The sequence below is a fragment of the Coleofasciculus sp. D1-CHI-01 genome, assembly GCF_040218875.1.
GTDB lineage: Bacteria > Cyanobacteriota > Cyanobacteriia > Cyanobacteriales > Coleofasciculaceae > Coleofasciculus.
The window spans coordinates 32013-45401 of sequence record NZ_JAVJQP010000053.1; the positions used below are offsets into that span (position 1 = coordinate 32013).

Annotated in this window: 10 protein-coding genes and 1 tRNA gene; 4 read left to right on the forward strand and 7 right to left on the reverse strand. The window is 43.8% G+C overall.

Annotated features, from left to right (window positions below; genetic code table 11):
- Window positions 1–23: 23 nt before the first annotated feature.
- A complete protein-coding gene (bchM, locus tag RIB93_RS10220; protein WP_446372731.1) occupies window positions 24–716 on the forward strand; it encodes a magnesium protoporphyrin IX methyltransferase in 693 nt (230 codons plus the stop codon).
- Between the two features lie 155 nt (window positions 717–871).
- Here bchM and RIB93_RS10225 read toward each other — a convergent pair whose 3' ends face one another.
- The 5 genes from RIB93_RS10225 to RIB93_RS10245 form a co-directional block, all read right to left on the reverse strand.
- A complete protein-coding gene (locus RIB93_RS10225; RefSeq protein WP_446372679.1) occupies window positions 872–1735 on the reverse strand; it encodes a VWA domain-containing protein in 864 nt (287 codons plus the stop codon).
- A 352-nt stretch (window positions 1736–2087) separates the two neighbouring features.
- Entirely contained in the window at window positions 2088–2885 is a 798-nt protein-coding gene (locus tag RIB93_RS10230) for an LEVG family PEP-CTERM protein (protein ID WP_446372680.1), read from the reverse strand.
- A 447-nt stretch (window positions 2886–3332) separates the two neighbouring features.
- Window positions 3333–4133, reverse strand: coding sequence for a hypothetical protein (locus tag RIB93_RS10235; RefSeq protein WP_446372681.1), 801 nt, complete (start codon window positions 4131–4133; stop codon window positions 3333–3335).
- Between the two features lie 54 nt (window positions 4134–4187).
- A complete protein-coding gene (locus RIB93_RS10240; RefSeq protein WP_446372682.1) occupies window positions 4188–5177 on the reverse strand; it encodes a hypothetical protein in 990 nt (329 codons plus the stop codon).
- A gap of 292 nt (window positions 5178–5469) precedes the next feature.
- Complete coding sequence (locus RIB93_RS10245) at window positions 5470–7677, reverse strand: dynamin family protein (protein WP_446372683.1); 2208 nt, start codon at window positions 7675–7677, stop codon at window positions 5470–5472.
- 1072 nt (window positions 7678–8749) lie between these two features.
- Between RIB93_RS10245 and RIB93_RS10250 the strand changes: the two genes are divergently transcribed.
- The 3 genes from RIB93_RS10250 to RIB93_RS10260 all read left to right on the forward strand — a co-directional run bounded on the left by RIB93_RS10250 (window position 8750) and on the right by RIB93_RS10260 (window position 12247).
- On the forward strand, window positions 8750–9205 hold the full coding sequence (locus tag RIB93_RS10250; RefSeq protein ID WP_446372684.1) for a DUF6978 family protein: 456 nt from the start codon (window positions 8750–8752) through the stop codon (window positions 9203–9205).
- Window positions 9205–9984: a DUF1828 domain-containing protein gene (locus RIB93_RS10255; RefSeq protein ID WP_446372685.1), complete on the forward strand. Its 780-nt coding sequence runs from the start codon at window positions 9205–9207 to the stop codon at window positions 9982–9984. Before RIB93_RS10250 ends, RIB93_RS10255 begins: the two co-directional genes overlap by 1 nt.
- A 496-nt stretch (window positions 9985–10480) precedes the next feature.
- A complete protein-coding gene (locus RIB93_RS10260) occupies window positions 10481–12247 on the forward strand; it encodes a protein kinase domain-containing protein (protein WP_446372686.1) in 1767 nt (588 codons plus the stop codon).
- A gap of 255 nt (window positions 12248–12502) precedes the next feature.
- Here RIB93_RS10260 and RIB93_RS10265 read toward each other — a convergent pair.
- Window positions 12503–12575 (reverse strand) — tRNA-Glu (locus RIB93_RS10265).
- A 248-nt stretch (window positions 12576–12823) separates the two neighbouring features.
- Window positions 12824–13327 (reverse strand): MogA/MoaB family molybdenum cofactor biosynthesis protein, encoded by a 504-nt coding sequence (locus tag RIB93_RS10270; protein ID WP_446372687.1) that lies wholly within the window; start codon window positions 13325–13327, stop codon window positions 12824–12826.
- Window positions 13328–13389: the final 62 nt, after the last annotated feature.

Below are 13389 nucleotides of genomic sequence, written 5' to 3' on the forward strand. Positions count from 1 at the left end.
ACTCCTCCATCCAACCTGACTCTATGAACACCGTTGATGATAAAACCGTAGTTAAAGACTATTTCAACGCCACTGGATTTGACCGTTGGCGGCGGATTTACGGCGAGGGCGAGGTCAACAAAGTCCAACTGGATATCCGTAATGGACACCAGCAAACCGTCGATACTGTCCTAGGCTGGCTCAAGGCTGATGGCAATTTAGCCGAGTTATCCATCTGTGACGCTGGCTGCGGTGTGGGAAGTCTCAGCATTCCCCTAGCTGAAGCAGGTGCGAAAGTCTTTGCCAGTGATATATCAGAAAAAATGGTCGGTGAAGCCAAAGAAAAAGCAGGCGCTAGCTTGGCGAATTCTGACAATCTTAGCTTTGCCGTACAGGATTTGGAAGACTTGAGCGGGAGCTATCACACGGTTATTTGTCTGGATGTGCTGATTCATTATCCCCAAGATAAAGCTGATCAGATGATCTCCCATCTTGCTTCTCTAGCCGAGTCACGCTTAATTCTTAGCTTTGCTCCCAAAAACATTGTATACAGTCTGCTCAAAAAAATTGGCGAATTGTTTCCCGGTCCTTCTAAAACCACTCGTGCGTACCTACACCGCAAAGCCGATATTATCAAAATATTAGAGCGTAACGGCTTTTCCATTCAACGCACGGGAATGACCAGTACCCAGTTTTATTTTTCTTACCTGTTAGAAGCAACCAGAAATTCCGATTAAGTTTAAGTTATTGTGCCTTTTCCAGGTATGTATAGCAATCGCTGACATCGGTGAGGACACATCAGAATTTAGTAGAGACGTAGCCTGCTACTTCTCTACCCCTCCGGCTCCCCTCTCCCAAGCTTGGGAGAGGGGCTGGGGGTGAGGGCTGATTTTCAAGTAAACAAATCAGGATATTGCTCCTTAGCCCACATCGGTAAACCGGCGGCTGGATTTTCAAGCTGACGGTTCAGTAGCTCGATAATATTGGGCATTTTACTTAACAAATCAAACACCACAATATTGCAATCTAATCCCTTAGAATCGGTGAATCCTCTGACATTTTTATCCAGTTCCAGATAGAACTTGGGATTCAATTCACTACCAAACCCGATAATCACAATTTTTAGTTCATCCTGACTCTTTAGTTTAGCACTGGTTGTCTGAATCAAGTTCAAAAACTTATCTCGGTCATCAAACTGACCATCTGTATAAATGATAATAAATGCTTCCCGATTCGCCTCACGATTCGCAAACCATTGATTAATCACTTGCTCAAGTGTTGGCGTTATAAACGTACTACTATCGGGTTGATTTTCATCAAAGACACTAGGAACCTGAGCCGTATCTTCAATGTAGATTATTTTGTCACAAGGGCGATTAGGACTAAAAAAGGTTAAGGCAATTTCCTCACAAACTTTGTCCTCATCCAGACTGGTTTCATTGAGAATACGATAGACGTGTCCTTCAATAACTTCCGGTAGAACTTTCCAGCGAATATTATTATTAAATTCTGGATCTCGTCTCACCATTGACCCACTTTGGTCGATGAGCATGAAAACATCTCGGTTAAAAAGTTTTTTACTTGGCATAGAGTCCCCTTTTTGAATAACACCCTGAGTTTGGGTTTCAATAATCGTTGCTTGATGCAAAATGGGTGGAGCGCTCGGCGTCGTAGCCCTTGTTTTTTTGGGGCATATTACCGAGAGACCCGATACCAATAGTTTAATGGTTTTTGCCACCCAGTTATAAATAGACATCTGAAGTCTCTACAGTTCGCAGGTTGATCACTATTGATTTAATTAAGAATTCTTAAGTGTATTATAACTATCACATATAGTTTATCTGTACTATTAAGCAGATAGTACTGTAGGTTGGGTTTCGACTTCGCTCAACCCAACAAAACTTAGGACTCGCATCCCTGACTACAAACCCAATCTAATGCATAAAATCAGGTATACCACACCCTAATGATGTGGTATACGCAACTAAATAGGGATTGGAGATCAGCATCTCGAATCCCTAGAAGTTTCTTAGCTCTATTCTAATCGTGGAGTTAACGAATAATTTGTTCCGGTGCTAAAGGCTTAGGTTAGCACCTGTTTAGCCAATTTAGGCATCGGATTTTTTGTTGCGCTTGCGTAATCCGAAAGCACTTGCCATCGCTAGAGTACCTAAGCCCAAGACAGTTCCAGGTTCAGGTACATCTTTAATCAACTGGAAGTCAACGCCGTCACCTGTGCCTGCCTGGTCTTGACCCAACTTTAAGGTAATTTCGCTAACATCTTTCCAGCTTTGGAAATAAAGGTTTCCATCCTCTCCGAGGGGAACGGGATTTTCGCCGGAGATCAACATTCCATCCGTTAAAGCTGTAGCGAAGAAATTAGGAACGCCAGTTGTGGCAGAAGTCTCAGTATCGAAATACTTAATGGTTAGTTTTGGGATGATCTTGGTGAACGTAAATTTGTAAGTACCAACTTCTAGTTGCCCTTCTTCTTCTCCAACAGAACCATCAGCTTTGGTTTCGGAGGGACGGAACCACCCTCCTGATGGGGTTGTACCAAGATCTTTTGCCAATAGGTCTGCTATACCCAGATCACCACCATCATAAACTGTTTCCTCTCCTAGGATATCAATAAATAAGCGGCTTTTTGTCCCACTAGTATCATCTACTAAGCTCTCTATACTTTCTATCCAAGGAAGAAAACTAGGATCTATACATTTGCTAGCATCAAGGCAACCGCTTTCACTGCCTGTAACACCTACATTAATTTCCGTTTCCAGATCTTGTGGAGGCAGCAACTCAATGGCAGAAGCTGAAGGAGCCATAAGCCCTACCGTGACTGTAGAGGCGGCAAGTAGCGAGGCGACTGTAGCGGAATGGCGGAAAAGAGTTGAGAGAGATTTCATGATGTTGTTTCCTGATATAAGTAGATTGACCTAGTTCCTAGCGATATCTTAAACAGACCTAGTTGGTTGTTCGTTGCTTATTCACTAATAGAATAATAACCCTATCTGAGCCGTTGTCTATAAAGTTTCGATAAATTTAGTGTGAAGCTAGAGTAAAGATTTGGTGGAGAATGCCTTAAACACACTCAACTCATACTAAGTTGCAGTCTACAGTCTAATGTAGAATCCGTTATGCAGCGCTGAGCGCTGAATTATACAACGCAACTTGATATCAGTCAGTATTCAGTATAGAGATATACTATCGCGATTATCTTGCAAAACTTTACAGTTTTTTACAAAATGAAGTTTATCTGACACAAAACTTGGCATTAATTAATAATAATAGGATTTTGATGTTTCACTACTATCGTTTTTTACCTTACCCAGATGCAATTAAATCTACCCCGACTAGGTATCTTTTTGGCTAGAGAGTAATTTCACTAGAGAGGCTAACCAATAGGAGAGAACCGATATCAATACCATAAGCCAGATTAGGGGATTCTTGGAGCGGATTCCTTCCTGGAATTTAGGGGGTAAAAACCCGGATTGAGGAGATAAATCTTGCCAATTCTCGCCCTCTATCAGTAGCGATAGACTGCGCCACACACCAGCCTCTTGCAGCGCTTCTGGCTTTTTAATCCCAGTGACGACTAGGAGAATACCGGAAGTTGGCGGTAAATGACAGGTGCGTAGTTCTTTAGCTAACTCATGTCTCAGCTTAGCGATATTTCGTCCAATTTTTGGGGTGAGAGTCGGCGGTTGATTGGACAGTTGCTGGGGATTTCGGATCACGGTAACCAATCGCTGCATCTCCGGTAATGATACCTGAAAGCCATAGTTACCGCCTAAGCATACTGCTTGATTCAGTTGTTCCACAAGGGGGTGATAGTCTTCGTCAATTAATGCAGCTGCGGCTAAACTTCGCAGCAGGGGTTCGTCCGCCGTTGCACCCACCCAAGCCATGGCGATGCGGATTTGGCGGTCTAGAAAATCGACTCGTCCTTTGGGTTCAAGCCCTGTCAGTAGCAGCAGCAACTGGTTATCCATTAATCGTTCTAACACAACCGTTGGTGTTTCGCGATCGATTAAACTGGGTACCGTTAATCCGATGGGTGGTAATTTGGGTTGAATTGACCCATCGTTACCAACCTGTAACCAACGGTAATCATAATCTTGTTCAAAGCCGCGACTCTGGATATAGATATCCATCAGTTAATTCCTATTTGTAAAATAGTTTTGATTTATATAGTCAAATGACGAATGTTACAGTGTTAATAACGATTTACCTTGTAGGACAGCAAATCCTCCGTTTGTTTTGCATCCTTGAGCAAATTGCTCTACCGCTTGCTTGAGTTGAGCATCGGGGTTGAACAATTCCCGCACGACGTTAAACATTGACCAATTCCGATTTTGAATATAGACTTTTAACAAAAATCGCAATAAATACCGCAGCAACTGTTCGCTATCTTGGGGACTATATTTGGCATCAAAACTCGTCTTGCGAAAATAAAAACGGGGTTGATTCATATTTTCTACCTCAATTTTCAAGAACACCACACAGCCAACAGTTTGCACCGGAGTCGTGACTACGGCAATTTTATCAGCTCGTCTTGGCTCTTGAAAAAATTCTAGTAATGGGGCATATTTTTCTTGAATTTGTTTGATCAGATTGTTGGCAGATACTTCATCTTGCATATAGGTTTCACACTTTACAGGAGCTAAAATTACTAACTTGGGTTCGTCCAACTTTTGGTAGGCTGTTTTAAACAATGTCATAATTTCATCAGGCTTATTTCTCACCTCATGCCATCTACCATTTAGTTCCATCAGCGCTGGCGTATCAATTGCCACGATAACTGCGGCACATTCCCGCAACATCTTCTGCACAAATCGCCGTCCCGCCACATCACTGGGTAAAATATAGCCGCCGGGATAATCTCTAAACTGAAGCCGCAGGTCATCTTTTTTGTCATTTAAGCCTAAATCAAAACGGTAAGAGGGTAAGGATTCGGGTCCAGCGACGGCTAGGGTGCCGCGAATTCCTTTGGTGCGTTCATCGGCTTTAAATTCGTAGGTTAAACTTTTGAGTTGGGCGAGATACCGTTCTAGAATTGCTGCTGTTTCGATATCGGGTTTTAAGTGTAGATTGGCTTGACGACTGGTTGCTTCAAATTGTTCATACATTGAGGTTAATAATGTGGTTTTACCGACACCACTGGCACCTAGCATGGTTATATTGAGTTCTTTAGGCATCTTTCTCCATCCTTTGGGTAGAGACGCGCCATAACACGTCTGTAGGGGCGGGTTTAGGGATTACTATTGATTCTTGTCTTAATTTTTATACAAAACCCGCCCTTAATTTTAATATAATTCTCGAACAACTCTGTGTATCTCATGTAGGATGTAGGGGCAGTCGCCAGACTCCAGTTCTTCTGAAAGCGGATTGCTTTTTTTTAATCGTCACCTGGAAGCGCTAAAGCGCTGACTACGAACGGCGCTAAAGCGCTGACTACGAACGGCGCTAAAGCGCTGACTACGAGCGAAATCAATTCAAAAACTGAAGTTGTTTGAGGGAGTTAGCGGCTATTACCTGATCAACTAACGATAGCCACTGCTGACGATCATCGCCTTCTTGATTATCGCCAAATTCCTTCGACCAAACCTGAGCTTTTTCTTGGAATAGAAAGATTTGCCATTCATTCTTGACATCTTTGGCTCGCAAAACCTGATCGACAAACTCTTCAACTTCGGCAAATGCCGCTTGACCCGGTTCACCGTAGAAATCTTCTAAGGCGTGTTGACATTTAAACACGGCTTCTTCTTGTAAGGTTTCCAAATAGGTTAAGATTTCCTTTGCCCTAATATCTCGCGACTCTATGGCATTTGATGCCGACAAACGGAGATTGCTTTTATCGGGATTGAGATTATCTAAATGAGGACGAATCCGATAATGAAAGTTGGCTTTATAGGACATTTCAAAATTCGATAGGGTTTGGAAAGCGTGCTTGAGCCGGACTAAATTATCAGGAATAAGTTCTGCCATGGCTTTAAGAAACTCTGAGCCTCTGGCTGGGGTGAGTTCTCCGAAATTTCCTTGATTTACCAGTACCTCTGTAACTTGGGATTTTGCCTGTTCCACATACTCTTTTAGTCCCATGTCCATGGCGTGAAAATGTCGAGTGAGATGATTGCGGATTTCATGGAGATATTTGGCATAAGTGGTTTGCCAATCCCCTTCTTCAAACCGTCGGGCAATGATTTCGTTTATGGGTTCCTCGGTGGGGATACCTGTATCGCTTTTGCAGGTTTGGATAATGGATTCAACCTGTTGTTTAAAGATATCTTTTTCATCGCGATCCTTGGCTATATCGAGCTGATCTAATAATTCTTCTAGTCCCCGCGTTAGATTTGTCCAGAGTTTATTGAATAATCGCAAGAATTTGCCTTGTTCATTGATATCATCAACAATTAAGCCACCTGACCAAACAAGACGGGCTTTCTCTAGTTCCGCATTCATCAAGATTTGCAGTTCTTTAAGTTTTTTCTGGTAAACGCGGGCATGTTGCTCATCTAAGTAGGTGATGTTATTTGCCAGATAGTTGAGAACTAAGTCAAGAATGGCATTGGTTTCATCTGGATTAGAACAATCGGCAATTTTGCAGCGGATGACATCAATATGTTTATCATGAATACTGGTTTGATGTTTCTGACAGGCTTCTAGGTTGTCATCGGTTCCGGTGACGTGGTTAAGAATCATAAATGAACGATTCTCTAGATTGTTTAAGGCTTCGGCTGCGGTGTTGTATAAGTCTGTATCCCGTTTTTCCCAGCCGTAACGGAGTCTATCGGGACGGCGAATAAAAATTACTAAATCCACCTCTTGTCCGATGGTTTCTAGGATGAGTTTTTCATCGCCTAAGCGAGTATCTCCTAAACCCGGTACATCGACTAAAGCGATTTTACCGACATCGGAATTTTTGAAGGGACAGAAGATTTTAACTTCGCGAACGGCTAAATGGTCAAATGTAATTAATTCACCTTGGGGAAAGCGGCGTTGGGCGACATATTCATGAATCCGTTCTTTGGGAATGGGAGGGAGTTTTCGGGGTGCGCCAGACAGGAGTAAGTGTCTGTACATGGGTAAGTGTTTATGATAATCTTCTTTGAGATGCTCATACATAGATTTTTTGGTCGCATCTGTTCCCGAAAATTCTGGTAAGGTTCCGGCAAATTCATCTATGGTTTTGGGAGAATTGCCTAAGTCTAATTCCTGGTAGTAGGGCTGAATGACTTCTTGTAAAAATGTCTGTTCAGAATGAACTTTTACTTCAGCGTACGGTTCTCCTGGTTGATGATAAATGGTGCTGCGAACAGCAGTACAAGCACCGCCTCGGAGGGCGGGAATTTCATCATCAGTGAGTCCACTGATACTCTGGAGGAAGGTACTTTTCCCTTGACCCATGAGTCCAACGACGCCAATATTTAAGGTAGGGCGGGAGAAGCGATCGCGAAGTTGATGCAGTTGCTCCAGTTGCGTGCTAATCTGTAAGCGCAATGGGGAAAAGTCGATTTGGCTGAGGCGATCGCACACTTCGGGTTGGTCTAGTTTATCCTTTAAGATATGACGCCGTTGATCTAAGGAGCGGAGCAAGTCAGTCAGATTTCTCAGATGTTCCTCGACATCAGCGATGCTCTGAACCAAGGGTTGGCGTTGTTCTATAATTTTGGCTAGGGTTTCGGCGCGATTGGACATGATAGGTTAGCGGGAATAGGGAATCAGGAATAGAAAACTGGGTTTATTAATTATTAGTTGACGTTCTGAATGCCAATAGTTTGGGATAAGCTGTCATGCATTTAAATTGGGTATTAGTAGCGAGCAAGATGCTTGCACTACAAGGCTTTCGCCGTTATTGATATTAAGGTTTAAATGCCGAACAGCTTAAAACTGCGTGAACAGGTTAAATGCTCAAACCTGTAAAAATGGCATTGCCCAAGGGTATGGTTTTAATTGTATCGAATTTGGAGAGTTTGCCCAAAAGATGATGAGGTAAATGTATGGTTTTTTGGGGCGTAAGCCTTGGGCGCAGGAGATAGTGGGGTAACGTTACGGTTTTTTGGGCGTCAGCTTTGGGTGTACGAGATAGTGGGGTAACGTTACAGTTGTTTGGGCGTCAGCTTTGGGCGCACGTCGGTGCGCCCCTACGTTCCTACCACGCCAGGGATTGACTGTATCATGAAGTGTTATAGTTTACAATACCAATAGAGACAACATACTAATCCCTATAATTCCTCCATAAACAGCTACCCCATTTGAGTCTCTCGAATGGTTTTATGAGCAATTGCTGAGCATCAGCAAAATTATATGAAGTAGACATAGACTATCAAACTAACTGCACCGTTGGACTTGTAGGATACTGATTGAATCTGTTCAGAGTCTACAGGAGTTGCTACTCCTATTAAGATTTTCCAATAGGACTGTTAATGATACTTTGGTTCCTGCCACGCCAGGGACTGACTGATCATGAGGCGTTATACCACTATAGAGGATTGTGCGATCGCGTGGCTGAACAAGTTGCTACTATGGCTAGTAGTAAGCTGTCATGCATTTCAATTGAGTATTAGTAGCGAGCAAGATGCTCGCACTACATACAAGGAAATGAGGTTCCTCTATTTTAAGTAGACCAACAAGCTTTACAAGACAGCTTAGAAGTCCTCATTGCCCATTTAAACTCCGCTAAACTTGCTCGTATAATCTACCTTTTAGTTGATTTTGTCACCCCCTTAGATTTATCTTAATAAAGATACCGTTGATACAGGCGGCATTTATGCTATCTCAAAATGAATTTGAGGAAATAATAAGCGATTTAACTAAACGAATAGAAGGAGATATCTCATGGAATGATGATGAGGATCATTATCCTGCTGTAGAGTTTCGTGCAGAGGTAGTTTCGGATGCTGGTTATCCGATTTCTATCAAAGGAAGCTATAACGCATTGGCTCAGAAGCTTAGCTATGTTATCATACATCGAGCTGCTGGTAGAATTTATGGCTTAGATTTGGGGCAAGACCACAAAAATCCCAATGGCGAACAAGTAGGAGACAAACACAAGCATCGCTGGGACGAACGTTGTCGAGATAAAAAAGCCTATGTTCCACCCGACATAACGGCTCTTATCACTGAGCCAGTCACAGTATGGCAGCAGTTTTGTTTAGAGTCAAGTATCACCCATAATGGAATTATGCAAGAACCATTACCGTTACAGTTGGATCTGTTCCTCTGATGTCTACCGTTTGCCAAGAAATAGCTAAAACCATCGGAAAAACCATCGGAGAGCTGTTTACCTGCTCTACCGTCAACGGCTTTATCCGTATCCGCACCCCCTATCTCTACCCAGACGGTGACGTAATTGATCTATTTTTAAAAGAGAAAGACGGACAGTATGTACTAACAGATTTGGGTGAAACTCTACGCTGGTTGCACATGCAAACCAGATCTCCTAAGCGTTCCGAGAAGCAAGAAACCCTTATTCAAGATACCCTCTTAACTCATGGAATCGAGCGATCCCGGGGAATGCTTATACTTCGGATACAAAAAGAAGAAAATTTAGCTTCGGCAATCACACGTTTATCTCAAGCAGCGTTTAGAATTTCTGATATTTGGTTTACCTTTAAAACAAGAGCATTTAAGCCAATTATTGAGGATATTGTAGAATTATTAAAAGAAACACAAATACCTTTTGAACAAGACAAAAAAATTACGGGCAGCTCTGGTCGTTCTCGAAAATTAGATTTTTACACCCAACATCCTCGACATAATTCGTTAATAAATGTTCTTAGTATAGGAAGTAAGACAGTCGCGAATAACAGAGTTGATAATGTTTTTAGTGCTTGGTCTGACCTCAGCTACTTAAAACAATCAGAAAGCAATTCACGCTTTATCTCATTATTTGATGATAGATTGGATGTATGGAATTCAGGAAATATTCGCCTTTTAGAAAAAGTATCTGATATTGCATATTGGTCGAGGCGAGAAGAATTTAAAGAAATGCTAGTCAGCTAACAGTACATTATTAATTATGCCTAGCCATTTTAAGCTGTCATGCATTTAAATTGGGTATTAGTAGCGAGCAAGATGCAAAGCCTGCGGCATGGCTTCGCTAAACGCACTACAAGGCTTTCGCCGTTATTGATATTAAGGTTTAAATGCCGAACAGCTTATTCAAAAAAGACTCTAAATTGTTGATCAATTCTTCAGGAAACATGGCAAGTAATCTATAAGGGCACGGCAATGCCTTGCCCCTACACCAATGGTACTGGACTAACACAGCTAAAATTGTGGAATAGATGTGACGTTTAAACTGGGCGCAAGCCTTGCGCCCCTACAATGCTAATCCACCAATTAAGGTGTGCCACGCCAGTACGCCGTGGGCTGCTGCGAATGGGTGATGTGGGACAGATAGCGGTGGGTTCCCCTAGCTGTTGAGCCGTAAACGGTGAGGGGGTTTAACCCAATTCATTTATAAAATAGGGAGATTGTCGCTATTCTATCGCCACCTATGCCCCTTTGCATTAACCCCACTTGCCCAAAACCTGACACCTCCGAGAATGAGAATCAGCGCTTCTGTCAAAGCTGCGGCTCCGAGTTGCTGCTGAATGGGCGTTATCGGGTGATGCGCCTGATTAGTGATAAAAGCGGTTTTGGTAATATCTATGACGTCTACGAAGGAAGTACGCCGAAAATCCTGAAAGTTCTCAAGGATCATCTGAACCAAGACGCCAAGGCGGTGGAACTGTTTGAACAAGAGGCGGTGGTGTTAGGGCGACTGAGCCATCCCGGTATTCCCCAAGTTGATAGCTCATTCCTCTATCAAACTCGCAATGGGTTAGGCTTGCACTGCTTGGTGATGGAAAAGATAGAGGGACCCACCTTAGAGCAGTGGTTAGAACAACAGCACAATCGACCCATTTCGGAAGCGCAAGCGATCGCGTGGTTAAAACAGCTTGCGATTATTCTACAGCTTATTCATGATCAGCAGTACCTGCATCGGGATATTAAACCCTCTAATATTATGCTCCGCCCTGATGGGCAGTTGGTGTTAATTGATTTTGGTACAGCCAGGGAAGTCACCCGCACCTATCTAGCTAAAGTTGGCGCGGGCGGCGGGATTACAGCGATTATTTCATCCGGGTATACCGCCCCCGAACAAATGAATGGAGAAGCGGTAAGACAATCGGATTTCTTTGCCTTGGGACGTACTTTCGTCTTTTTGTTAACCGGACATCATCCCAGCCAGTTGTATGATGCTCAAACGGATACACTAAACTGGCGGAATCACACCACTGGAATTTCCCCAAACCTATTGCAATTTATCGATGAGTTGATGGCGCGACAGGTTCGCGATCGCCCGCCAACTGCCCAAGCTATTTTACAACGCCTGGACGCCTTGGAGCATCAACCCGCCACATTGACCGAAACCCTGAAAGTGGGAGTTGCTCCCCTCCCTCAATCCGAACCTGCCCCAGAACGCCACTCTGGGCGCTGGCAAGTGGTGATTTTAGTGTTAGCGATACTGGTTATTTTAGGGATTGGAATTATCGGTTCAGGCGGGTTAAATTCTCAATGGGTTTGGATATTTACCCCAGCGCAAGCGCCGCAACGAAAGGGAGATGTGGATTATTTTCCTTATGTTGAGGGAGCCGATAGTGAAGGGAGAACCGCTGAATTTAGTGTGGCTGTACTGTCGCGGGAATATAAATGGAAACTGGGGAGTACGTTTCAAGTTAACTATAATCAGCAGATTATCCCTATTGATGCGTTACGGTCTAATTTAGAGGACGAAGGGATACAGAGCCTGATGGAAAATCCCAGTGAAATTATTTCCGTGGGAACCGCTTCCTGTGAGGGAACTCCCGTGGGAGAAGAACAGCGAGCCTTTCAACGAGCGGAGCAAATCCAACTGTTAGCCAAAAAGTTATTTCGGGATGTAGCCTCAGTCGAAAATTATCGCCTATTAAATCTGGGTCAATTTAACGGAGACAATTGTCAGCCGGATCAAGATGCCACGTCTTACCAACGGAGTATGATTATTATTGGCGTGAAGAATAAAACCCCTGGTGTAATTGTCGATGAAGCTTTGCGATCGCGCTTGGAAAAGACACCCTTTGGGGATTTTCGCCTAGAGGATTACTCTCTGGGTTCGCCTGAGCGGTTTCAAACCATATCCAGTCAGCTAGAGAACCCGGAAACGCCGGAAACGCCAGAGACGCCAGAAATACCAGAAACGCCAGAGATACCAGAAACGCCAGAGATACCAGAGGGGTGAGGGAGCAGGGGGAGCTGGGGGAGCTGGGGGAGCTGGGGGAGCTACAGTACATTTTCACGCTATCGCGGTGCAAGGGTTTGGATGGGTTAAACCTTATGTGCTTGAAGATAAACCAAGGTCAATGCAACTCAAGACATTGATAGCTAAGGGTTTTGGAGTTGTGCAGCAAGCCCTAGTTAGTGCCCAATGCCCAAAATAGTACACAAAAAAATAGTAGAGACGTTACATGTAACGCCTCTACCTTTAATATTTTAATACCCCCAAGGGAATTCGAATCCCTGTCGCCTCCGTGAAAGGGAGGTGTCCTAGGCCTCTAGACGATGGGGGCTTGTTTCTCAGACCTTAATAAATATAACGAACATTTTTGAGCTTGTCAACTCCTGAGCCAAAAAATTAATTGGGAAAATTTATCTACAGCAGATTTCAGGTTGATGAGGTACAGTCTCTAGGCAAGATCCCCGACTTCTTGGAGAAGTCGGGGATCTGTATGTGTACCTCACTTACTTGAAAAGCGCTGTAACTGTGGGGGTTTGGGGGAGCAACGCACCATAATTTTTAATTTGTTGTGGGAGGATGTCACTTCTCCAACTGAGTGACCAGATGAATCAACTCTGGTAAAATGAGCTTCTCCATGGCGAGGGTGACCGCTCCCGTAGAACCAGGAAGAGAGAAAACTAGCTTACGGCGATACACTCCAGCGACAGCCCGTGACGCGATCGCGCGTGAGTCAATCTCTTGGTAACTGAGCCAACGAAAGACCTCACCAAATCCGGGTAAAGTCTTCTCTAATAAACTCGCTAAGGCATCATAGGTGGTATCTCGCGCCGCAATCCCTGTACCCCCGTTAACCACGACAGCCTGAATATCCGAACGCTGGGCGAGGGCTTGCAGATACGTCTGAATCTGGTTCGGTTCATCCTTGAGAATTTCGTAAGCAACAACCGCATGACCTGCATCACGCAGCAATTGCTGGATGCACGAACCACTGCGATCAGAGTTCTGCGATCGCGTATCACTGACTGTCACCACAGCAGTCGCGATCGATCTTGAGCCTGTATTAGGATGAGGCTGATGAGTCATATCATGTCCTCTATTTCCTCTATTTCCTCTATTTCCTCTCCCTTGCCCTCTCCTACAAGGAG